The following is a 22,413-nucleotide window of genomic DNA, read 5'->3' as shown; positions in this document are numbered from 1 at the left end:
GGTTCAGGATAACGGCGGCCGAAGCCGCCGCCATCGCATCCACCGATCTGAAGCGTCTCAGGCCGTCTTGATCCAGACTGCCTTGACGTTGAGATATTCCTCGACGTGCTGCTTGCCGGACTCGCGGCCGTAGCCGCTCATCTTGTAGCCGCCGAACGGCACGGCCGGATCCATCGCCTGATAGCAGTTCACCCAGACCGAGCCGGCGCGCAGCGCCTTCGCGACCTGGTGCGCCTTGCTGACATTGGTGGTCCAGACGCCGCTGCCCAAGCCGAAGGTGGTGGCATTGGCGCGCTTGACCAGTTCATCGGTATCCTTGAAGGAGATCGCCGAGATCACCGGGCCGAAGATTTCCTCCTGCGCGATCCGCATATTGTCCTGCACGTTGGCGAACACGGTCGGCTGCACGAAGAAGCCCTTCGAGAGCGCGCCTTCGGTCAGGCGGCCGCCGCCGGCCACCGCTTTGGCGCCTTCCTTCTGGCCGATGTCGAGGTAACCAGCGACGCGGTCCATCTGCTGCTGCGAGACCAACGGCCCGATCTGCGTGCCCGGATCGAGGCCGTTACCGACCTGCAGCTTCTTGCCGAACTCGGCGACGCGGCCGACGAATTCGTCATAGACGTTCTCTTCGACGAACAACCGCGTACCCGCGCTGCAGATCTGCCCGGAATTGGCAAACACCGCCATCGCGGCGCCCGGCACCGCCGCGTCAAGATCGGCATCGGCGAACACGATGTCGGGCGACTTGCCGCCGAGTTCGAGCGACACGCGCTTGAGGTTGCCGGCGGAGGCGCGGATGATCGACTGCCCCGTGACGTGCGAGCCGGTGAAGGCGACCTTGTCGACATCGGGATGCGACGCCAGCGCCGCGCCGGCGGTCTCGCCATAGCCGGGCACGACGTTGACGACGCCAGGCGGGACGCCGGCTTCCATGCAGAGTTCGGCGAGCCGCAGCGAGGTCAGCGGCGCTTCCTCGGCGGGCTTCAACACCACAGTGCAGCCGGTTGCGATCGCAGGACCGATCTTCCAGACGGTTGCAGCGAGCGGGCCGTTCCAGGGGATGATCGCCCCGACCACCCCGACCGGCTCCTTCAGCGTGTAAGAAAAGATATCGCCGGGCAACGAGTTCTCGATGGTCTCGCCGTGCAGCGCCGTCGCCTGCCCGGCGTAATAGCGGAGCATGCCGAGCACGCGCAGCTTGTTGCCGCGGGTGCGGCTGATCGGCGCGCCCATGTCCATGGTATCGAGCTGCGACAGCTCCTCGAAATTCTTCTCGACGAGATCGGCGAGCTTCAGCAACAGGCCCTGCCGCTCATACGGCTTGACCTTGCTCCACGGTCCCTCGAAGGCGCGGCGGGCCGCCGCCACGGCGCGGTTGATGTCCTCCGCGTCACCTTCGGCGACGGTCGCGAGCAATTCGCCGGTCGCCGGATTGTGGGTCTCGAACTGTTTGCCGGAGGCGGCGTCGACCCACTGGCCGTCGATCAGCATCCTCTTGTAGGAACCATCCGCGTAAGGATGGCGCGTGATCGGAATCGCCTGCGTGACTGCCATGACTACACTCCCTTGAAGTCGGTTGGAATTTTGTGCCGCTATGTTTGCACATCTATGACCGTGGCATGAACCGTAATGCGGCCGAAGGATTGCGGAAAGCAGCCGATGCGAAAGCCTCCCATGCCCGTTCGTACATGGTAGCCTAAGGCGTCGGCCTGCGAATACATACCTCAACTGTCCGGAGAATGACGATGCCCCATCCTGCGATGTCGCCAAATCATGTTGCCGTGATCACGGGAGGCGCCTCCGGCATCGGGCTCGCCGCTGCGATGCGTTTCGCCGGCTTCGGCATGAAGGTGTGCATCGCCGACATCGGTACCGAGCGCCTCGCCGAGGCCGCGGTCAGACTGGCAGCCGTCGCCAAGGGCGGCGCGGCCGACATCATGACGGCATCGGTCGACGTCAGCCGCTTCGATGAGGTTGCGGGCCTGGAAGCCGCGGTGCAAAAGCGGTTCGGCGGTATCGACATCCTGATGAACAATGCCGGCATTGGCCCCGACAGCAACAGTTTTGGTCCGCTGGAGAACTGGCAGCGCATTCTCGCGGTGAACCTGTGGGGCGTCATTCACGGCACGCAGGCTTTCGTACCTCACATGGTCGAACGCGGACGGCCCGGCCTCGTGATCAACACCGGCTCCAAGCAAGGCATCACGACGCCGCCCGGCAATCCCGCCTACAACGTCTCGAAGGCCGGCGTGAAAGCGCAGACGGAGGCGCTGCAGCACGAATTGCGGAACCTGCCGGGCTGCAGGATCAGCGCGCATCTGATGATCCCCGGCCACGTCTTCACGCCCCTGACCGCGCGCGGCCGCACCGAGAAGCCGCCCGGCGCCTGGACGCCAGAGCAAACGATCGATTTCATGATCGAACGCATCGACGCCGGCGACTTCTACATCCTCTGTCCGGATAACGACGTACCGCGGCAACTCGACGAGCGGCGCATGCTGTGGGCGATTGGCGATATCGTGGAGAACCGCCCCGCGCTGTCGCGCTGGCATCCGGATTATGCGGAGGCGTTCGCGAGATTTGTGAAGGAATAACAAGCGTCGCGATGCTGCCGCCTCAACAAAGGTGCGTTCCCTCCCCCCTTGCGGGGGAGGGAGCTGACCGTCTGCGTGGCAATAGTGTGGACAACTGCAAAACTCTACAGCGTTACCTGCTTGTCGCCGCATTGCTTGCAGACGTATTTGACGCGGGTCGCGCCCTTCTCGGCCTGGACGCGGTTCGGCGCGCCGCATTTGCCGCAGACCGCCTCGATCCTGGTCTGTCCTTGCTTCACGACGATGGTCTTCTTTTGCATCGTCTCGCGGATCAGGCGCTCCGCCTCCTCACGCATCGCTTGCTTCGACATTGGCCTGCCCCATCATGAAATCGCTACGGCGGCGTCTTATCACAGTCACGATGAATTTCGTACGTCGTCGCGCGTGAAAAATCTCGTGACTGAATATCACGTCGCCTCCGGCGTCAGCGCCAGCAGGCGCCGCAGCAGGGCCAGCGCGGTTTCAGTGGCCGGATCGGCCGAAACCACGGGAACTGCCAGTGTGATGACGTCGATCGGATCGTGCGATAGCACGATGAGGTGCGTTGCGCTGTTGGCCGCTAGCAGCGACACCACGCGTTCGACGGCCGGATCGGACGATGTCAGGCCCCACGGCGCATCGGGCCGGCGCAGTACACGCCGGGTCGAGAGAAAATCGCGCAGCAGTTGCGGATCGAAGCTCGAGAGTTCGCTCTCCCGATAACGCCGGGCACTCTCGAAGATCGGATGACGCGCGAGTTCCGCGATCAGCGCGTCGCGCGTTCTGGCTGGCGAGGCCGCGACGGAGTTGAGAACACCGGGCACCTGGGATTCGAAGTGGGCGCGCAGCGCGTCCACCATCACCCCGATGGTGAGAACGCCCGTGATCGCTATCGCACAGAATCGCATGACCTGCGCCGCATCGGCGTCCGGCGCGACAAACGCCGCGGCAGTACCGAGAAGGGCCGAACTCGACAGCCGCAATGCCGTCATCATCAACGCCTGACGCTGCGTCTCCGCACCGCGTTCCGCGATCAATATCGCGGTAACGACGAGCAATGCTCCCAATGCCCCGAGCCTGACCGGGATATCCGGAAACAGCACCCTGAAATCGGTGACGATGAAGGGAATGACCAGGATGGCGCCGACGGCGAGACGGCTAACGATGCGATTCTCTGATACCATCAGCGTCGCCCGGTCACGGGTCGCAAGCAACCAGGCGCAGATGGCGAAGCCGCCAAGCTGAAACAACGCGAGCAGGATGGCGGCGGGCATTGCGAGGGTTTCCAACCCGGCAGCGCCGGCGAGACCGAGCGCGATACCGCCGCTCAGAAGCGCGATCTTGGCCAGGCGCGGGGCATGACGCCGCAGGATACCTTCAGTAACGATCAATGCGCCGAGCGGGATCAGCGCGGCCGGAATTGCCGACAGGTTGTTGAGCCCCGCGCTGCCGCTCCACCAAGCCGTGCCCCGCACCAGGAACAGCAGCGCGATAATGCCAAGAGCGACCAGGAGACGCCGCGTCAGCGGGCCCTTGGGATCGCGCCGGTGCAGCGTGATCATGGCGACGCCAAGCCCGATCGCGCCGCAGAGATTGACGATGGAATCGGCGATCATGCCAGATGACATTTCACCTGGTGTCATCGGCCGTTCCCTCGCCACGGCCGCAAGCTGCCGAACGGACGCGTATCGTCGAGCCAGTAAACCACCGGCAGTATCAGCCGCTGCAACGCCAGCACGACGGAGGCCGCGAGCAGCGCCGGCAATGAACCGGCCGGCACATCCCGCTGGACGTAGCGGCGGGCACCGGAAAGGTCGACGCGGCCGAGCTGCAGGACGTCGTCGCCCCTGGCGTAATCGAGCTCGCGCGCGCACCAGGCGTTGTATTGTTCGTCGCGATGTTTGGGTGCGGCTTCGAACGTTTTCTTCAGCGCGTCCGATCCACCGGTATAGGCATTGGTGATGACAAACCGCGCCTCGTCAAACCCGGCATTCTCACCCACGCCGAACACGGCGCGATGACGGGACATGATGCCGCGTGCCAGTTGCAGATGCGCAAAGCTCTGGCGTGAGTCCGGATGGGGCGACGGAAAGACATCCGAAAAGGTCTGGCTGACCATGCCGACGACCGACGGCACCTGGGTGACGTTCGATATCCATTTCGGACGCAGGCCGTCGCGGGCAAACAGAACGAGCGCCGTCAGGCCGTACAGCACCCAGGAGAGCCCCTGCCCCCGCTCATCGGGATCGACCATGACGAGGCCGAGATGCGTGACCTCCACCGGCTCGCCGTCGAGTTCCACCTTCATGACCGACAGCGCGTTGAAGGCAATCGGCCGGCCCGTTGCTTGCTCCGAGATCAGCGTGACGATGGCGCGCGACAGCCGTTCGCGCTCGCCGGAGAATATTCCGTAGGTGAGGCTCTCCTTCGGCAGTGTCTTGGCCGCCACGACGCGCAGTTGCGAGACCAGCTCGTCGAGCTCGGCTTCGGAAAGCGACAGGCCGGGGGCCTCGACGATTCGCGTGACCAACCCGGTATTGGGTGCGCAGGGTGAGATCGATGGTGGGCTGGCGCAGTGCCTTCAGCCAAAACAGGCCATATCCGCCCAGGCGCGTAGCCGCAGAGCGCACCTGCCCCAAGACGTGACGGATCGCCGAATTGTCGCTCCAGACAGACGCCATGCCGCTTTCCCGCTCGGGGGCGGATTTATGCGCCGGGGCCCGTTAAGGAGCCATGAGCGCGATATGTTGCGATTGCCGCAGGGTAAACGATGCATTGAACGGCGGCATCAAATAATTCGTGACAGGAAACGGCGGTGCGGATGCTGGCCAGGTCAAGCCTTCCTGCGACGGTAATAGTACGTGAGCAGCGAGCACGCACCTGTATTGAGCGCTCCGATGACTGCGATTGGAATCAGCGTGTGCAGCGGCGGCGTCATCTGGCCCCCCAATTGGGCTGCCAGGAAAAGAACGAGACCGACGGCAACGGCCGCCCCGACGATCGCGGTCAAGGGCGCCCTCAAGGAAATTGGCGCAGCCCAAGCCAGGACTCCATCAACGATACCGGTGATCGCACATACAACCAGACTGAACAAAAACGCTATCGAGACGCCGAAAAGATCGGCGGCGTATCCGCGGATCGCAATGGCCACCACTGAAAAGGCTATGAGCACTCCGAGGGCGGGACCCAGCAACACGAATACGAGCGCTCTTTGCAGCGAAGTCGGATGCCCACGGCCGTCATCATTTTCAGGAGGAGGCACGGACATTCCCTTTCAGTTTGCTTTGTCCGGTAGCGAGTTGCTGTTTCTGGTGAGGGCGAAGGCGGACAAGCGAACGACGGATGCCGTAACATCCGCCGTCCGCCCTCGCCAGCACCGCGCCACAGGTTACGCGGCTTTGGAAACTTCCATCAGCAGCCGTTCTGCCTTGGCATCTTCGATGCGGTTCACCAGCTTGCCGCTTTCGTGCATGTCGCGCACGGTCTTGGTCAGGGTGACGCAGGACTGCACCAGCATGACGATGCCCATTGCGAGATAGCCCTTGATCCAGAGATCGAGCGGCAGGAAGAACACGCCGACGGCGACCATGAAGGCCGAGGCAGCGAACGAAATGTAGGTGAAGGTAACCCAGGCACCGCTGTGGGGTTGGACGTTCTGGTTCATGATAATCTCCTGTTGATATGGGTTTAATCGATCGGGTTCAGTTTCAGGCAGCTTGCGTGCGTTTGGCGTTCAAACGCGCGAGCACGTCGTCCGCGGTTGATTTCAGGCGTGGCCCAAAGCCCTGTTCGGCGAGCTTTTCGGCAGTCGCCTGCGGTCCGGTGGCGGCATCGAGCTCGATCAAGGCATCGGCGGCGGCCTGGGCCTCGATCTGGCGCTCACGCAGCCGCTTGAGCGTGTTCTCCGCTTCCGGCAGCGTGGATTCGTAAGGGCGCGCGGCTTCGACGCCGCCCCTTCGCAGCGCGCGAACTGCTTCCGACGCGCGAGCGATGCGACGGCCGCGATCAAGCTCGGTAATCCGCGCCTCGGCGTTGGCGACCTGGCGCTTCATGCGCGTGATTTCAGACGCAAACAGCGTCCGCGCGGTCATCGCGGCATCGCGGTCGGCCTCGAGATTGGCGATTGCCTGCGCCGCTTCGCGGGCGAGGTCTTCCCTTCCGCCATCGAGCGCGGCGGTGGCGCGGACTTCGAGATCGGCGATACGGGCGTTGGTAGCGTCGAGACGGCGACCCTCCTGCTGGTCGCCCGCGATCGCCAGCGCCAGCGAGCGCTTGGAACGTTCGACCGCCGCGGCGGCGTCGCGCATCTGCTGGTCGAGAATGAGCAGCGCCGCGCGGTCTTCCAGTTCTTCTCCCGCGGCAGCCACGCTGCCCCGGAAAAGCGTCAAAACAGTTTTGAACATTGGTGGCTCCCTGTGTTATGAGCATTGCTCATGAAAGGTTTGTAGCATAGTTTGAGCGTTGCTCAAGAATTATTTTGAGCAGCGCTCAAGATTGGAAGAAGATGTCTAAGGCATTGGAAAGACGAGCAAAACTTCGAGAATCCTTGATCGAAGCGGCGGAGCGACGGATTGCCGCAGGGGGTCTGCCGGGGCTGAAAACGCGCGATCTGGCGCGGGACATCAGCATCGCCAACGGCGCGGTCTACAATCTCGTCGAAGACGTGGACGAATTGATCCTGCGGGTCGGGTCGCGCACGTTGGCGCGGCTCGACGCCACGCTCACGGCTGCCGAAGACGATGGGCCGCCCTCCCCTCGTGAAACGCTGGTCCGCATCGCGGTCGCCTATTGCGATTTCGCCGCCGAGAATCTCGAGCTGTGGCGCGCGCTGTTCGAGCATCGGATGGCGCCGGGCAAGCCGGTGCCGGACTGGGCGATCAGCGAACAGATGGACCTGTTCCGCCATATCTACCAGCCGCTGGCCGAACTCTTTCCGACGCGCACGCCGGACGAACTCGGCGTGACGGCACGCAGTCTGTTCTCCGCCGTGCACGGCATGGTGCTGCTCGGGCTCGAGCAGAAACTGATCGCGGTGCCGGTCGAGGCGTTGCGCAAGGAAATTGCGACCATCGTGCGCGCGATGGTCGATGGGCTGACCGGCAAGCCTGGTTAGATCTCGAAGAGAATGTAACGGTCAGTCGCGGTCGTGCTCCGGCAGGCGTTTCCAGGGGTCTTCGCCTCTCGGGGGCTCACCAGGGCCGTAGTTCTCGACGATCAAATCTTCGAGCCAGATCGCGCCGTGCGGACTGGCGACGCGCTTCGAGCGCAATGCGTTGGTCCAGTTGCACACCTCGGGTTGATAGTACACATAGCGACTGCTCTTCGCCACGATCGCGAAGAAGAGGTAGGCGCGGCCCGGTTCGAAGTAAAATTCGCAATCCATGTCCTTGTAGACATCCAGCAGCTTGACGCGAGCGGCTAGTTTGTCGGCCCCTTTCCAAACTCGATCGACGTCCACGGTCCAGGTATGGTCCTTCACTTCCGTCACCCTGCCGGTGAAGACGTATTGAGTGCGTGCGAAGCCCTGGGCAGGCGAGATTGAGTCGCACGCGCAGGCATGCGCGGGGTCGGCTTCCGCCGCCGACAGACACAGCAATCCGACAAGCCACGCGAGAACCTTCAAGGGCGACCGGCACAAGATGTAATGGGTCATATCCACCTCCCTCAAAAAGGAGTCGAGCCAAAGGTGCAGGCCGGCATGTCGCGCCGCGGTCGGCTCAAGATGCAGCGCAATCGGCTACACCTCTACAATCACGTAATTGTCCTCGACATGCACCGGAAACGTTTCGGCCACGTAAGGCCCCTTCTGCAGCTCCTCGCCGCTTTCGACCGCGACCGGATAGGAGCGCACCTTCACCCGCTTCGGATCGAACCAGGACTGGCCGCTGCGCATATCGAATTCCCAGCCGTGCCACGGGCAGCGCAAGAGCTCGCCGACGCGGGAGCGCTCATACACGCCGGGCTCCGGCGAGGTCAGGCGCGCGACGCAGGCGGCCTTTGCCAGCGGCGCGCCCTCGTGCGGGCAGCGATTGAGCAGCGCGAAGAATTCGCCGTTGACGTGGAACACGACGATGTCGCGGCCCTCGACGCCGAACACCTTGTTGCCGCCGGGCGGGATATCGGACGTGCGGGCGACGATGTGGCGGGCCATGTGATCCTGTCGTTACTCAGAGCTTGTAGAGGGCGCGCGCATTGCCATTAAAAATCTTGCGGCGCTCGGTTTCGGTCAGCGGCGTCTTGAACGCATAACGCGGATCGTCGAAATCCCAGTGCGGGTAGTCCGACGAGAACAGCAGGCGATCGGCGCCGACCCATTCGATCAGCGAGCGCAGATGTTTTGCTTCGTCCGGCTCGTCGATCGGCTGCGTCGTGAACCAGAAATGCTCCTTCACATATTCGGACGGACGGCGCTTGAGATGCGGCACCTCGCTGCGGAACGCCTCAAAGTGCCGGTCCATGCGCCAGGTGGCGGATGGAATCCAGCCGAAGCCGCCTTCAATGAAGACGATCTTCAAGTTCGGGAAACGCTCTGGCACGCCTTCGAGCACGAGGCTGGTGAGCTGCGCGGCCATGGTGTGCGCGTTCGACTGGTGCTCCTCGACGTAATACGACGGCCAACCGCCGCCGGTCGGCGCATGCCCGCCATAGCCGCCGACATGAATGCCGAGCGGCAGGCCGAGCTCCTGCGCGCGGGCATAGATCGGCCAGTAGCGGCGGCGGCCGAGCGGCTCGTTGGCGCGCGGGCAGACGTTGATCTGCACATAACGGCCGATCTTGGCGCAGCGCTCGATCTCGGCGATCGCGAATTCTGTGTCGTCCTGACCCGCGAGGATCGACGCTTTCAGCCGCGGCTCGCGATCGGACCAGAACGCGAGCTGCCAGTCGTTGATGGCACGCTGGATCGCGGCGCCGAATTCCAGATTCTGCTGGGAGAAGATGAAGAGGTCGAGCACCTGCAAGATGCCGTACTCGATATCGAGCGGATCGAGATGCTGCTTGCGCATGAAATCGAGATCGGAGCCCGGCGGCCCGCCGGTCGGCGGCCAGGCATCGCGGCGCGCGATCAGCGGCGAAGAACGCGGATAGGGCGTGGTGCCGATATAGGGTGTGCGCAGATGGCTGCCGTAGGTCCGCAGATGCTCCTGCCAGCGCTTCGGCATGAACTGTTCGATGTCCGAATGCGCATGAATGCTCGGATGCACATCGCAATCGATGATGCGCAGCCGGCTTTGCGCGGCGACTTCCTCGGCGAGGATGGGACGGTCGATGACGTCACTCATGCGATCCTCCGTGTGTAGACTCTTTGTTTGAGCATGATCTTTTCGGAAAACCGGTGCCCACTTTTCCGGATCATGCTGTATTCACGCGGCGAGCTTCAGCCGCGGAAAGGTCTCCAGCGGATTGTCGGCGCACATACGCGAGACAATGCTGGCGGGCAGATGCGGCGGCATCGGATCGTCGCCGTCGAACTGCCAGTGCGGATAATCGGATGCGAACAGGAACATCTTGTCGGAGCCGATCTGCTCGATGACATCGGCAACACCGGCCGCATCGGGCGGGCCGTCGAACGGCTGCATGGTGACGCGGACATGGTCGCGGATGATCGCGGCCGGCTCGCGCTCGACCCAGGGCACCTCGACGCGGACGCCGCGCCAGGTCTTGTTGGCGCGCCACATGAAGGCCGGCAGCCAGCTCACGCCCGACTCCATCAGCACGACCTTGAGATCGGGGAATTTGCCGAACACGCCTTCGTAGATCAGGCTCAGCACCTGGGCCTGGAATGCCTGCGCTTCGGCCAGATAATATTCGTAGCGATAGGACGGCCAGCCGATCGAACTCGGCGCGGTGCGATAGGCGCTGCCGGCGTGGATCGCGACCGGAAGTTTGTGTTTTGCGGCGGCCTGCCAGACCGGCCAGTAATGCCGGCGTCCGAGCAGCGTTTCGCCCTGCGCCAGCACCAGCACGGAGACGAAGCGATTGTCGCCGGCTCTGCGCTCGATTTCTTCCACCGCCAGATCCGGCGCCTGCAAGGGCAACACGATCGAGGCGCTCAGCCTTGAATCCTTCGAAAGCCATTCGGCGGCGATCCAGTCGTTGATCGCCTTGCAGAAACCGGCCGCCATGTAAGGATCGAACACCGCCTGTGCGCCATAGACCACGTTGCAGATCGCATGGCTTGAACCGAGCTGGCCGAACGCGCCGCGCTGCACCATCTCGAGATCGCTGCCCGGCTTGCCATTGGCCGGCCGCCAGTCGGCGCGGCCGGTGAACGGCATGTTGGGGGGATAGGAGTTGAGATCGAGGCCGTCGATGGCGCGGCTGACGACTTGCTCTTTCCAGTGATCGTCGAGATAAGGCAACAGCGTGGTGCGGGTGCCGCCCACGGCGGGATGGATGTCGCAGTCGATCCGCGTGGCCGCCATCAGGGTTCCTCGGATATTCGTCACGGCGATCTTGGTGTCGCACCGACAAATGTGCCGCCGATGCTCGATCGGGGCAAGCGCTTAACTTGAGGGGCCGCCCTTCCCTGGATGCACGGGCGGCGCGCGTTCTCTATCTCCCCTTGTGGGTGGGAGAAGGAAGAAACGCCCGCGATTGACAGGCCAATCGATCCCAACCCAAATGTCTGCCCAAGAAACGGAAACGAGGCGGATCGCGTGGCTGGCAACGAACAAGAGAATTACGAATGCGACGCGCTGGTGGTGGGCTCCGGCTGTGCCGGAATGTCAGCAGCGGTCACCGCGGGGCATCACGGGCTCAACGTTCTCATCGTTGAAAAGGAGCCGCGCTTCGGCGGCACCACTGCCCGCTCCGGCGGCTGGCTATGGATCCCCGGCACTTCGCTGGCGAAGGCGTGGGGCATCGAGGAAGGCCCGGAGCAGGCGCGGACCTATCTGCGCCACGAGGCCGGCAATAGTTTTGATGCCGCGCGCGTCGATGCGTTTCTTTCGGCCGGTCCCGCGGCGGTGGACTTCTTCACCATGAAGACGGCCGTCCAGTTCGACATGCCGCTGACCTTTCCGGATTACCACGCCGAAGCTCCGGGCGGCGCGCAGGGCGGTCGCTCGATGGTGACGCGGCCGTTCGATGGCCGCGAACTGGGCGAGCATATCAAGGATCTCGGCAATCCCCTCCCCGAACTCACCGTGTTCGGCATGATGTTGGGCTCCGGCAAGGAGATCATCCATTTCATGCGGGCGACCAAATCGCTGACTTCGGCGATCTACGTCGCAAAACGCCTGTCGAAGCATCTGATGGACGTGATGCGCCACGGCCGCGGCATGACCTTGACCAACGGCAATGCGCTGGCCGGGCGGCTGGCGAAATCCGCGTTCGACCTGAAAATTCCGTTGTGGCTGTCCTCGCCGGTGCATGAACTGATCGTCGAGGACGGCGCGGTGCGCGGCGCGATCGTCGAGCGCCATGGCAAGCTGGTGCGCATCATCGCCAAGCGCGGCGTGGTGCTCGCCTGCGGCGGCTTTCCGCATGATGCGGCGAGGCGCAAGACCATGTTTCCGCACGCGCCCACCGGCGCCGAGCATTTTTCGCCGGGCCCCGTCGGCAACACCGGCGACGGATTGCGCCTGGCGGAGACCGCCGGCGGCCGCATCGAGGATACGCTGCCGAACGCGGCGGCCTGGGTGCCGGTCTCGATCACCGAACGCAAGGACGGCTCCAAGGGCGTGATGCCGCATTTCATCGATCGCGCGAAACCGGGCGTCATCGCGGTGATGCGCGACGGCAAGCGCTTTGCCAATGAAGGCAAGTCGTATCATGACTTCGTGCAGGCAATGGTGAAGGCTGCAAAGCCTGGCGAGGAGATCACTGCGTTCCTGCTGTGCGATCACCGCGCGCTGCGAAAATACGGTCTGGGCTGCGTGCCCCCGTTTCCGATGCCGCTGCGCCATCATCTCGCCACCGGCTACCTCAAGCGCGGCGCAACGCTGGCTGAACTGGCTGATAGAACCGGCATCGATCGACAGGGGCTCGAAGCGACGGTTGCCGAGTTCAACGCCTCGGCCGCGGAGGGGCGCGATCCTGCGTTTGGCAAGGGATCGCGCGCCTATAACCGCTACCAGGGCGATGCGCTGCACGGGCCGAACCCCTGCGTCGCGCCGATCAAGGACGGACCGTATTATGCGATCAAGCTGGTGGTCGGCGATCTCGGCACCTATGCCGGCATCAAGACCGATGCGCATGCCCGCGCGCTCGACGAACACGGCCAGCCGATCGCCGGCCTCTACGCCGCCGGCAACGACATGGCGAGCATCATGGGCGGCAACTATCCCGGCGCCGGTATTACACTCGGCCCCGCGCTGACGTTTGGATACATCGCGGGCAAGCATCTCGCGGGCAGGGCTGCGCGCTAGAAATGTCCGGAGCTGGAACGAACCTCGATGGAATCGATTGTCTCGAATCGAACCGGAGACCGTTCCATGCGTGTGCTGCACCTTTGCGCTGCCATCGTCGCTTTGAGCTTCGTTCCCGTCCTCGCCTTTGCCGGCGACGCCGAATGGCGGCGATACGTGATCGCGAGCACCGGGACCAGCGTCGACATGCCGGTCTCGATCTTCACCGTCGACGCCGGACCGCCGGAAGGCGGCACAGGACGGCGCTTTTTCACCGACGACCGCCGCGCCGACCTGACGGTGCAGTCCGTTCCCAACCCCGACAACGATTCGCCCGCCACGTTCCTGGCCAAGATGCGGCCGCCTGCCGGCATCATCTATAGACGGATCACGTCCGATTTTTTCGTTGTGTCCAGCATTCGCAAGGACCGGATCTGGTACAACCGCTGCAACCGCGGCAACGGCACCCTGAACTGCGTGATGATCAATTATCCCGTCTCCGAAAAACGCCAGTGGGACGACGTGGTTACGCGGATAAGCCATACGCTGCGAAGCTAGCGCGCCCGTGACCGGATCTTAGGCAATCGGGAAAAACAGCAGATCTATTCCGGCGCGGGGAACCGTCCAGTGTGCGCTGCGTTGCAGATGGTCCGCATCAGTAACCGCGAGGTTGTTTAGTGAATCGCAGGGATTTCCTCGCTGTTTCTGCGTTACCATTGGTAACCAGCACGGCATCCAGGCTTTTGTCCGCCGCCCATGCCCAGCCTGCGCCGTTCGATCGATCCATCGTCCGGCAAATGGCGCGCGACCTCGCAAGCAAAGCCTACACGGCGCCAAGCGAGAAGTTGCCCGACAATCTTGCCAATCTCGATTACGACCGTTATCGGGCGATCCGGTTTTTGCCGGACCGCGCGCTGTGGCGCGGCGAAAAATTGCCGTTCGAGGTGCAGTTTTTTCATCGCGGATTTTTCTACAAGAACCGCGTCGATCTCTTTGAGGTGAAGGACGGCCAGGCGGCACCAATCGCCTACCGGCCTGACCTGTTTTCATTCGGCGACCTGGCGCCGCCGGGCCCGGCAGTCGATCTCGGCTTTGCCGGCTTTCGCCTTCATGCGCCGATCAACAAGCCCGACTATTATGACGAAGTCTGCGTCTTTCTCGGCGCAAGCTATTTCCGCGCGGTTGCCAAGGGACAATTGTACGGTCTTTCGGCGCGGGGGCTCGCCATCAACACTGGCGAAGCCAAGGGCGAAGAATTCCCGTTCTTCAAGACGTTCTGGATCGAGAAGCCGGCGCCGGGCGCCAACTCCATCGTCGTGCACGCGTTGCTCGATAGCGAGAGCGCCGCCGCGGCCTATCGTTTCACCATCCGCCCGGGCGACACCACCGTGTTCGACGTCGAAATGGCGATCTATCCGCGCGTCGATCTGCAACAAGCCGGCCTCGCGCCGATGACCAGCATGTTCTTCTTTGGACCGAACGACCGCAAGGACGTCGAAGACTTCCGTCCGTCGGTGCATGATTCAGACGGCCTGGCGGTTTTCAACGGCCGCGGCGAGGAGCTTTGGCGGCCGCTGCACAACCCGCGCGACCTTCAGGTCTCTTCGTTTGGCGATATCAACCCACGCGGCTTCGGCCTGATGCAGCGTCAGAAGGATTTTGCCGCCTACCAGGACCTGGAATCGAATTTCGAGCGCCGGCCAAGCCTGTGGGCGGAGCCGATCGGCGATTGGGGCGAAGGCGAGGTGAAGCTGCTCGAAATTCCGACCAAGGAAGAGATTCACGACAACATCGCATTGTTCTGGCGCCCCAAAGCGGCATTGCCGGCCAAGGGCGAGCACACCTACACCTATCGTTTGCACTGGGGGCCGGATACGCCAAAGTCGACGTCACTGGCACGATTTTCCCGGACGGGGATCGGCACACGAGGCGACAACGCGACGCTCTTCGTGCTCGACGTAACCGGTGAGCGGCTGAAATCGGTCGATCCGAAAAGCTTGCGCGGTGTCGTAACGGCCGAGAAAGCGAAGATCCAGAACATCGTTACCCAGCCAAATCCGGCGACAGGTGGCTGGCGATTGAGCTTCGAGTTGTTGAAGGAAAAGACCCCGGTCGAACTCCGCGCATCGCTCATGCAGAACGATGAGGCGGTATCGGAGGTCTGGGTCTATCGATGGACACCCTGACGAAAGCCGGCGGTTCGCCTGGAAAGCGGGATATCCCGCTGACCGATTTCCTTCCTTCGGAATCGCCGACGGATATGACGGTGCAGGCGCTGCGGCGGTTCGAGCCGCCGCCGGCGCCCGATTTTGCGCCGCTGTGGATCCGGCGCGCCTTCGTTCTGACCGGCACCGCGATGCTGACCGCGGCAGGCTGTTATGAGATGTACCGGGTGCTCCGGGTCGGCGGTGTCACGGTCCTTGAGTCGATCATCCTTGCACTGTTCGTGCTGCTGTTTGCATGGATCGCCTTCTCCTTCATGTCGGCGCTTGGCGGTTTCTTCGTGCTGCTGATGAGAAGGAGGGATGAGCTCGGCATCGACGCCAGTGCGCCTCTGCCCGCGATCCATAGCCGCACCGCGATGCTGCTGCCGACCTATAATGAGGACCCCTATCGCGTGCTGGCGAGATTGCGCGCGATCTATGAATCGGTCGAGCAGACCGGACACGGCGCGCAGTTCGACTGGTTCGTGCTGAGCGACACCACCGATACCGCGATCTGGATCGCCGAGGAAAAATGTTTTCTCAAGCTTCGGCAGGACGTCGGCAGCGCCGCCGCAATCTTCTATCGCCACCGCCCTGAGAACATCGCGCGCAAGTCGGGCAATATCGAGGAGTGGGTCAGGCGGTTCGGCTCCAAATATGAATGCATGCTGATCCTGGACGCCGACAGCTTGATGACGGGCGACAGCATCGTTCGGCTCGTTGCCGCGATGGAGGCACATCCGAAGGCCGCGCTGATTCAGACGCTACCGGTCATCGTCAATGCAAGGTCGCTGTTCGCGCGCTGGCAGCAATTCGCAGGCCGCCTGTACGGTCCGATGCTGGCCGCGGGGATCGCATGGTGGCATGGCTCGGAAGGCAATTACTGGGGCCACAACGCCATCATTCGCGTCCGCGCTTTTGCGCAACATGCAGGGCTGCCCGAACTCAGCGGACGCAAGCCGTTCGGGGGGCATATCATGAGCCATGACTTCATCGAAGCGGCGCTGATGCGGCGCGGTGGCTGGGCCATCCACATGGCGCCGACGCTCCGCGGCAGTTACGAGGAATCTCCGCCCACACTTTCAGATTTTGCCGCGCGCGACCGTCGCTGGTGCCAGGGCAATCTGCAGCATCTGGCGCTGCTGCCGACCTGCGGCTTTCACTGGGTCTCGCGGCTTCATCTGCTGACGGGGATCGGATCATATCTCACCGCGCCGCTCTGGCTGATCTTTCTTGTTTTCGGAATCCTGGTCTCATTGCAAGCGCAGTTCGTGCGGCCCGAATATTTTCCGAAAGGATATTCGTTGTTTCCGCAATGGCCGGCGCAGGATCCGGTCCTGGCAGCATGGGTATTTGCCGGCACGATGGGAATGCTGATCGTGCCGAAGCTGCTGGCCTTCATCGTGCTCCTTGCCGATCGCGACACGCGCAGGAAGTTCGGCGGCGGCCTGCTGGTGCTTGCCGGCATCGGGGCCGAGACAATCCTTTCCGGTTTGACCGCGCCTGTCATGATGATCTTCCAGTCGTCCGCTGTCGGCGAAATCCTGTTCGGGCGCGACGCAGGATGGCAGGTTCAGCGCCGGGACGATGGCGCGGTCGCGCAGCGCGACATCGTCAGCACCTATTCGGTGCCGACATTGATTGGCATCGCCATGGCCATCAGCGCCTATGCCGTGTCGCTTTCGTTGCTGCTGTGGATGACGCCGGTGATCCTCGGGCTGTTGCTTTCCATTCCGATCGCGATGCTGTCGTCGTCGCCGGGCGCAAACCGCAGGTCCGGATTGTTCAGAACCCCCGAGCAGACGGCGCCGCCGCCGGTGCTGGCGCGCGCCAATGAGCTCGCGGGCGCGCCGCATTCGTCGCTCCCCTGCCCGCTGCGCGAATTGCTCGACGATGCTCGCCTGCTCGAAGCACACCTGAACAACCTCTCCGGACAAAAGCCGCGGAAGCGCGGCGACGTCGATCCGCATCTCGCGATCGCGCGCGCGAAGATCGAAGATGCCGAAACGTTCGATGAGGCGGCGGGCTTTCTGAGCCCGCGCGAGAAGTTCGCGGTGCTCAATGCGCCGGCGGTTCTTACAGGCTTGTTGGCGTTGCCCGATCATCGAGCGTGAGACGAACTCCTTCGAAATTTTGCCTCGTCATTGCAATCTAGGGTGGGTGATCGACCGGGATGAGGCTGGCGGCCGTCCAGTCTTGGCCGGCACGGCAAATCTGCTAGACTGCCTGCCAGCGAGGCGAAAAAATGGAAACGCCTGGACCCGAGCGAAGGCTCGCAGCAATCCTTGCCGCCGACATGGTCGGCTTTAGCCGGCTGATGGAGGTCGACGAGGCAGGGACACTCGCACGCCTGAAGACCCACCGGCTTGAACTGATTGATCCGGCCATCGCCAAGAATCGCGGTCGCATTATCAAGACTACCGGCGATGGCCTGCTGGTCGAATTCCATAGTGTTGCCGACGCAGTGCTGTGCGCCGCCGAAGTCCAGCGCAGGATGATGCGGCGCAATGCCGACGTGTCGCCGGCACGGTGGATTCAGTTCCGCATCGGCATCAATCTGGGCGACGTCATCATCGAGGAAAACGACATTTTTGGCGACGGCGTCAATGTCGCGGCGCGGCTCGAGGTGCTCGCCGAGCCGGGCGGCATATGCGTCTCGGGGGCGGTGCGCGACCAAGTCGGTGATCGGCTCGACGAGATCGCATTTGAGGATCTCGGCGAGCAGAGCGTCAAGAATATCAGCCGCCCGATCCACGTCTTTCGGGTGCGGCTTGAGCCAGCAACCACAGCGACCGAGAGTGGCAAGGATAGCTCGGCGGCGACGTCCGTTACCAGAAAGCCGTCCATCGCTGTGCTTCCGCTGGTCAACATGAGCGGTGATCCGGAGCAGGAATTCTTTGCCGACGGCCTCACCGAGGACATCATCACCGAACTGTCGCGCTTCCGCGACCTTCTCGTCATCTCGCGGAACTCGACCTTCGTGCACAAGGGCAAAGCCGTAAAGGTGCAGGAGGTCGCACGCGAACTCGACGTCGAATATGTCCTGGAGGGCAGCGTACGCAAGGTCGGCGATCGCGTCCGTGTCACCGTGCAGTTGATCGACGCGCAAACCGACCGGCATGTCTGGGCCGAACGCTATGATCGCAAGCTCGAGGATATCTTCGCCATCCAGGATGAGGTGACCGGGGCGATCGTTGCCACGCTTCCCGGCCGCGTCGAGGCCGCCACGCAGGAACGGGCGAAGCGCAAGCGGCCGGACAACATGGCAGCCTATGAATGCGTGCTCGCCGCCAAAGTCCTGCACCACCGCTCACGGCGTGAAGACAATGCGCAGGCCCAGATCCTGCTCGACCGCGCCATCGCGCTCGATCCGAATTATGCGCACGCCCACGCCTGGAAGGCGTGCGTGCTGGGCCAGACCTGGGTCTACGGATGGTGCGAGGATCGCGACGCCACCTTCCAGCAGGTAGCTGACGAGTTGCAGATTGCGCTGGCGCTCGATGACAATGACAGCGACGTTCACCGCATCCTGGCCGCCGTGAACTTGACGCGCGACGATCATGACAGGGCGGCCTACCATCAGGAGCGGGCACTCGCGCTCAATCCCAACTACGATATCGTCGTGGTGCAGCAGGGCGAGTTTCTGACTTGGCTGGGGCGGCCGGAAGAAGGGATCGACTGGATCAAGAAGGCGATGCGCCTCAACCCGTTCCACCCCGAGCGTTTCTGGAGCCACCTCGGTCGCGCGTATTATTGCGCGGAGAAATTTGCCGAAGCCGCAGAGGCATTCGCGCGGATCACGCGGCCCGACTTCACCCATCACGCCTTCCTCGCCGCCATCTTCGCGCAGATGGGCGACGCCGTTGCGGCCGGCGCGCATGCAGCAGAGGTCATGAAGCTTGAGCCGGGTTTCTCGGTGACCGCCTATCTTGCGACCCAGCACTACAAGCATGAGGCCGATCGGGCGCGTCACGAGGCGGGCCTGCTCAAGGCCGGATTACCGGCGTGAGGTTGCGACCAGCAGTCCATCTTCGCTTTCACTTTGTTCAAGCTGCGCCCGACACGCTTCGACCTGACGGTCTCCGCGTGGCTTGCCGAGCCGTAGCTTGCGAAGCAAGCGAAGGCTGGTGGGCGCGACAGGGATCGAACCTGTGACCCCTACCATGTCAAGGTAGTGCTCTCCCGCTGAGCTACGCGCCCCGGAATGGGATGACCTGTCATCCCGCTCCAGCTTTATTCGTATTGGGTGGGGTCCGTATATCGGCTCCAAAGCGCCCGGGCAAGGATGCTCGGGACTAATTTCTGGTGCCTTTTCGAACGAAATAGCCGCCGAATCAGGCCGCCAGCATCTTGTTCACTTCGCTGACCAGTTCGCGGAGGTGAACCGGCTTGGCCAGCACCTTGGCGTTCTTGGGTGCCTCCGAATCGGAATTCAGGGCGACCGCGGCAAAGCCGGTGATGAACATGATTTTGATGTCGGGGTCGAGTTCCGAGGCGCGGCGCGCTAGCTCGATGCCGTCCATTTCGGGCATCACGATATCGGTCAGCAGCATCTCGAACGGCTCCTCGCGCAGCCGCTGATAGGCCGACATGCCGTTATCGTGGGGCGAGACCTGAAACCCGGCGTTTTCCAGCGCCTTGACCAGGAAACGTCGCATGTCGTTGTCGTCTTCGGCGAGGAGGATCTTGTGCATGGCGGTCAGTCGTCGAACCTGGCTTGGAGGATCATTGCGCCCACTAAGCCCGACAGAGGGTAAATTTCGGGTGAAAGGTAACGGCTTCTTGGCGGCAGCGGGCGGTGCTATTTTTGTAGCGGCGCGCATCAGGATCGATCAAGGCGGCGCTTTTCAGGCGTTTACGACACCTTCCAGAAGAACCGTGGCTTTTTTCGCTTGGCAGAATGATTACGATTACGGACAATGCATCCTTACAATACCCGCCCTTCCGGCAGAATCGGTCGCATGACCGGCCACCCGAGGGGAAATGCGGACATTCAAGGGACGGCGCCCGACGATGACCCAGTTAGATGGCGAACTGTCGCCTCCCTTCGAGATCGTGGAGCCGGAGCGCTGGCGGGCGCCGATCATCTTCAACTCGCCGCATTCCGGCTCGGTCTACCCGTCCGAATTCCTCAACGCCTCCCGAATCGACCTCGCCGCGCTGCGCCGCTCCGAGGATTCGTTCATGGACGAATTGATCGGTGGTCTGAGCGACCAGGGCTTTCCGACGGTGCGGGTCAATTTCCCCCGCTCCTATGTCGACGTGAACCGCGAGCCCTATGAACTCGATCCACGGATGTTCACCGGCCGCCTGCCGAGCTTTGCCAATACCCGCTCGATGCGGGTGGCCGGCGGCCTCGGCACCATCCCGCGCGTGGTCGGCGACGGGCAGGAAATCTATCGCGAGCGGCTTTCCGTCGATGACGCGCTGAGGCGGATCGAGGCGCTCTACAAGCCGTACCACCGCGCGCTGCGGCGGCTGATCAACAAGGCCCATCAGGCGTTCGGGACCGTGATCCTGGTCGATTGCCACTCGATGCCGTCGGTCGGCGTGTCCAGAGACGAGCCGCGGCGGCCCGATATCGTGATCGGCGATCGCTATGGCACCAGTTGCGCGAGCCTTTTGCCCGATGTCGTCGAGCACATCATGAGCGGGCTTGGCTATTCGATCGGCCGCAACAAGCCCTATGCCGGCGGCTTCATTACCGAGCACTACGGCAACCCTGCGAGCGGCCTGCACACCGTGCAGCTCGAACTCAACCGTGCGATCTACATGGACGAGCGGCGCAGGGAGCGCAGCCCGCGCTTTGCCCAGGTGGTCACTGATTTCGCGATGTTGGCGGACGCGCTGGCACAGGTGCCGCTCGGCGACCTCGGCCCGTTCCAGGCGGCGGCGGAGTAGAAGTCAGATTGTCATTCCGGGATGGTCCGAAAGGACCAGGCCTCAGATGCGCAATTGCGCATCGGGGAATCTCGAGATTCCAGGATGCGCGATTGCGCATCTGAGTTCGCTTCGCGCCCCGGAATGACGTCTACCCCAAAAGAAAAAAGGGCCGCTTGAATGAACAAGCGGCCCAAGTCTAGGGAGGAAACGCCCAAGGAGGGCAGCGATAGCGCGAGGCGCTACCGCACCGCAACAATATGCGGCCGCGCTGCACAAAAGGCAAGGGTTTTCGGATCTCTTCCGGTGCAAACCGGGTCAGTCTGGCCAATCGGCAACACCGGCGAGTTTTGTCTTTTAGCTGAACAATATCAAATACTTAAGGCAAGAGCCGCGTCAGTTCCATGCTTATTGCAGTGCTGGTATGCCAAAAATCGCAACTTCGTGATGGCCGCGCTAACCAAAAATCCACGCCTGAAACGAAGCCTTTTCGAAAGCCGATTCGAAAGTCCGTTGGCAAGACGAATGGGAATAACGTGCCGTTGGCGATGCGCGGCAGCCCGGATTGGGCTAGGCAAGAGACGGCATTTCTAGTGCGGTAAGGGACAGCCGTGACGGTCATCGATTTTACAGCGTTTATCGGGCGCCTTGCTACCGCTTCGGGCGAGACCATCCTGCCGTTCTTCCGAACCTCACTCTCGATCGACAACAAGAGCGCCAGCGATTTCGATCCGGTCACCGAGGCCGACCGCGCCGCCGAGGCGGTCATGCGCCGCCTGATCAAAGCCAATTTCCCCCAGCACGGCATCGTCGGCGAGGAATTCGGCAACGAGCGCGAGGATGCCGACTATGTCTGGGTGCTCGATCCGATCGACGGCACCAAATCGTTCATCGCGGGATTTCCGATCTGGGGCACCCTGATCGCGCTGCTGCACAAGGGCACGCCGGTGTTCGGCATGATGCACCAGCCCTATATCGGCGAGCGCTTTTCCGGCGATAGCGGCTCAGCGCATTATTCCGGGCCATCCGGCGAGCGCCGGCTGACGGTGCGCCGCTGCGGGTCGCTGAACGAGGCGACCTCCTTCACGACCAGTCCGCTGCTGATGAACGCCGCCGACCGCGAGATCTTCGGCCGGGTCGAAAATGCGGTGAAGCTGTCGCGCTATGGCGGCGACTGCTACTCCTATTGCATGCTGGCGGCCGGACATCTCGACCTCGTGGTCGAGACCGAACTCAAGCCCTATGACATCGCGGCATTGATCCCGATCGTCACCGGCGCCGGCGGTGTCGTTACCAATTGGGAGGGCGGCCCCGCCCAGCGCGGCGGCCGCATCGTCGCCGCCGGCGACGCCCGGGTGCACGAGGCCACGCTGAAGTTGCTGAATAGCTAGAGACGGCTACACCCAG

General features: G+C 62.9%; 21 protein-coding genes, 1 tRNA gene and 1 pseudogene. 10 read left to right on the top strand and 13 right to left on the bottom strand.

All coding sequences use genetic code 11. The annotated features are described in order from the left end of the window. Positions 1-57 precede the first annotated feature (57 nt). Entirely contained in the window at positions 58-1,554 is a 1,497-nt protein-coding gene (locus tag V1273_RS05740; RefSeq protein ID WP_334408991.1) for an aldehyde dehydrogenase family protein, read from the bottom strand. A 191-nt stretch (positions 1,555-1,745) separates the two neighbouring features. Here V1273_RS05740 and V1273_RS05735 point away from each other — a divergent pair, with 191 nt between their 5' ends. Continuing rightward, positions 1,746-2,594, top strand: coding sequence for an SDR family NAD(P)-dependent oxidoreductase (locus tag V1273_RS05735; protein WP_334408990.1), 849 nt, complete (start codon positions 1,746-1,748; stop codon positions 2,592-2,594). A gap of 104 nt (positions 2,595-2,698) precedes the next feature. Here V1273_RS05735 and V1273_RS05730 read toward each other — a convergent pair whose 3' ends face one another. The 6 genes and pseudogenes from V1273_RS05730 to V1273_RS05705 all read right to left on the bottom strand — a co-directional run bounded on the left by V1273_RS05730 (position 2,699) and on the right by V1273_RS05705 (position 6,976). Continuing rightward, complete coding sequence (locus tag V1273_RS05730; protein WP_334366651.1) at positions 2,699-2,905, bottom strand: hypothetical protein; 207 nt, start codon at positions 2,903-2,905, stop codon at positions 2,699-2,701. Between the two features lie 96 nt (positions 2,906-3,001). Then, positions 3,002-4,201: a hypothetical protein gene (locus V1273_RS05725; protein WP_334412178.1), complete on the bottom strand. Its 1,200-nt coding sequence runs from the start codon at positions 4,199-4,201 to the stop codon at positions 3,002-3,004. A gap of 11 nt (positions 4,202-4,212) precedes the next feature. Then, positions 4,213-5,254 (bottom strand): annotated as a pseudogene (locus V1273_RS05720) (hypothetical protein). A 152-nt stretch (positions 5,255-5,406) separates the two neighbouring features. Further along, positions 5,407-5,841 carry a hypothetical protein gene (locus V1273_RS05715; protein ID WP_334366649.1) on the bottom strand — a complete coding sequence of 145 codons (435 nt, stop codon included), beginning with the start codon at positions 5,839-5,841 and terminating at the stop codon, positions 5,407-5,409. Between the two features lie 120 nt (positions 5,842-5,961). Then, on the bottom strand, positions 5,962-6,237 hold the full coding sequence (locus V1273_RS05710) for a YiaA/YiaB family inner membrane protein (protein ID WP_028350439.1): 276 nt from the start codon (positions 6,235-6,237) through the stop codon (positions 5,962-5,964). A 43-nt stretch (positions 6,238-6,280) separates the two neighbouring features. Next, on the bottom strand, positions 6,281-6,976 hold the full coding sequence (locus tag V1273_RS05705; RefSeq protein ID WP_334408989.1) for a PspA/IM30 family protein: 696 nt from the start codon (positions 6,974-6,976) through the stop codon (positions 6,281-6,283). 101 nt (positions 6,977-7,077) lie between these two features. Between V1273_RS05705 and V1273_RS05700 the strand changes: the two genes are divergently transcribed. After that, complete coding sequence (locus V1273_RS05700) at positions 7,078-7,686, top strand: TetR/AcrR family transcriptional regulator (RefSeq protein ID WP_334408987.1); 609 nt, start codon at positions 7,078-7,080, stop codon at positions 7,684-7,686. Between the two features lie 21 nt (positions 7,687-7,707). On the opposite strand, the gene V1273_RS05695 is transcribed toward V1273_RS05700, so the two are convergent. The 4 genes from V1273_RS05695 to V1273_RS05680 all read right to left on the bottom strand — a co-directional run bounded on the left by V1273_RS05695 (position 7,708) and on the right by V1273_RS05680 (position 10,996). Beyond that, the gene (locus V1273_RS05695) at positions 7,708-8,226 is read right to left on the bottom strand and encodes a hypothetical protein (RefSeq protein ID WP_334408986.1); all 519 of its coding nucleotides are present in this window, start codon (positions 8,224-8,226) and stop codon (positions 7,708-7,710) included. Between the two features lie 84 nt (positions 8,227-8,310). Beyond that, the gene (locus tag V1273_RS05690; RefSeq protein WP_334408985.1) at positions 8,311-8,724 is read right to left on the bottom strand and encodes a Rieske (2Fe-2S) protein; all 414 of its coding nucleotides are present in this window, start codon (positions 8,722-8,724) and stop codon (positions 8,311-8,313) included. Positions 8,725-8,740: 16 nt separating this feature from the next. Then, entirely contained in the window at positions 8,741-9,853 is a 1,113-nt protein-coding gene (locus tag V1273_RS05685; protein ID WP_334383692.1) for an amidohydrolase family protein, read from the bottom strand. 81 nt (positions 9,854-9,934) lie between these two features. After that, positions 9,935-10,996, bottom strand: a complete 1,062-nt coding sequence (locus V1273_RS05680) for an amidohydrolase family protein (RefSeq protein WP_334408984.1) — start codon at positions 10,994-10,996, stop codon at positions 9,935-9,937. 234 nt (positions 10,997-11,230) lie between these two features. Here V1273_RS05680 and V1273_RS05675 point away from each other — a divergent pair, with 234 nt between their 5' ends. The 5 genes from V1273_RS05675 to V1273_RS05655 all read left to right on the top strand — a co-directional run bounded on the left by V1273_RS05675 (position 11,231) and on the right by V1273_RS05655 (position 19,135). Beyond that, a complete protein-coding gene (locus tag V1273_RS05675) occupies positions 11,231-12,943 on the top strand; it encodes an FAD-dependent oxidoreductase (RefSeq protein ID WP_334408982.1) in 1,713 nt (570 codons plus the stop codon). A 66-nt stretch (positions 12,944-13,009) separates the two neighbouring features. Continuing rightward, positions 13,010-13,480, top strand: a complete 471-nt coding sequence (locus tag V1273_RS05670; protein ID WP_334366642.1) for a hypothetical protein — start codon at positions 13,010-13,012, stop codon at positions 13,478-13,480. A 119-nt stretch (positions 13,481-13,599) separates the two neighbouring features. Further along, complete coding sequence (locus tag V1273_RS05665; RefSeq protein WP_334408980.1) at positions 13,600-15,108, top strand: glucan biosynthesis protein G; 1,509 nt, start codon at positions 13,600-13,602, stop codon at positions 15,106-15,108. Continuing rightward, a complete protein-coding gene (gene mdoH, locus V1273_RS05660; protein WP_334366640.1) occupies positions 15,096-17,240 on the top strand; it encodes a glucans biosynthesis glucosyltransferase MdoH in 2,145 nt (714 codons plus the stop codon). Before V1273_RS05665 ends, mdoH begins: the two co-directional genes overlap by 13 nt. A 131-nt stretch (positions 17,241-17,371) precedes the next feature. Next, on the top strand, positions 17,372-19,135 hold the full coding sequence (locus V1273_RS05655; RefSeq protein WP_334408979.1) for an adenylate/guanylate cyclase domain-containing protein: 1,764 nt from the start codon (positions 17,372-17,374) through the stop codon (positions 19,133-19,135). Positions 19,136-19,251: 116 nt separating this feature from the next. Here the strand turns inward: V1273_RS05655 and V1273_RS05650 are convergent. Both V1273_RS05650 and cpdR read right to left on the bottom strand, forming a co-directional pair. Next, a tRNA-Val gene (locus V1273_RS05650) sits at positions 19,252-19,326 on the bottom strand. A gap of 134 nt (positions 19,327-19,460) precedes the next feature. Further along, positions 19,461-19,820, bottom strand: a complete 360-nt coding sequence (gene cpdR, locus V1273_RS05645) for a cell cycle two-component system response regulator CpdR (RefSeq protein ID WP_027539837.1) — start codon at positions 19,818-19,820, stop codon at positions 19,461-19,463. Between cpdR and V1273_RS05640 the strand changes: the two genes are divergently transcribed. The 3 genes from V1273_RS05640 (at position 19,819) to hisN (ending at position 22,397) form a co-directional block, all read left to right on the top strand. Next, positions 19,819-20,091, top strand: coding sequence for a hypothetical protein (locus V1273_RS05640; RefSeq protein WP_334408978.1), 273 nt, complete (start codon positions 19,819-19,821; stop codon positions 20,089-20,091). The two genes, cpdR and V1273_RS05640, sit on opposite strands and share 2 nt — an antisense overlap. A 48-nt stretch (positions 20,092-20,139) precedes the next feature. Beyond that, positions 20,140-21,027: an N-formylglutamate amidohydrolase gene (locus V1273_RS05635; RefSeq protein ID WP_334408977.1), complete on the top strand. Its 888-nt coding sequence runs from the start codon at positions 20,140-20,142 to the stop codon at positions 21,025-21,027. A 590-nt stretch (positions 21,028-21,617) separates the two neighbouring features. After that, the gene (hisN, locus tag V1273_RS05630) at positions 21,618-22,397 is read left to right on the top strand and encodes a histidinol-phosphatase (RefSeq protein WP_334383700.1); all 780 of its coding nucleotides are present in this window, start codon (positions 21,618-21,620) and stop codon (positions 22,395-22,397) included. Positions 22,398-22,413 lie beyond the last annotated feature (16 nt).

It is taken from the genome of Bradyrhizobium sp. AZCC 1721 (assembly GCF_036924715.1).
In the GTDB taxonomy this organism is placed as follows: domain Bacteria; phylum Pseudomonadota; class Alphaproteobacteria; order Rhizobiales; family Xanthobacteraceae; genus Bradyrhizobium.
This window is presented reverse-complemented; position numbering and strand designations above follow the sequence as displayed.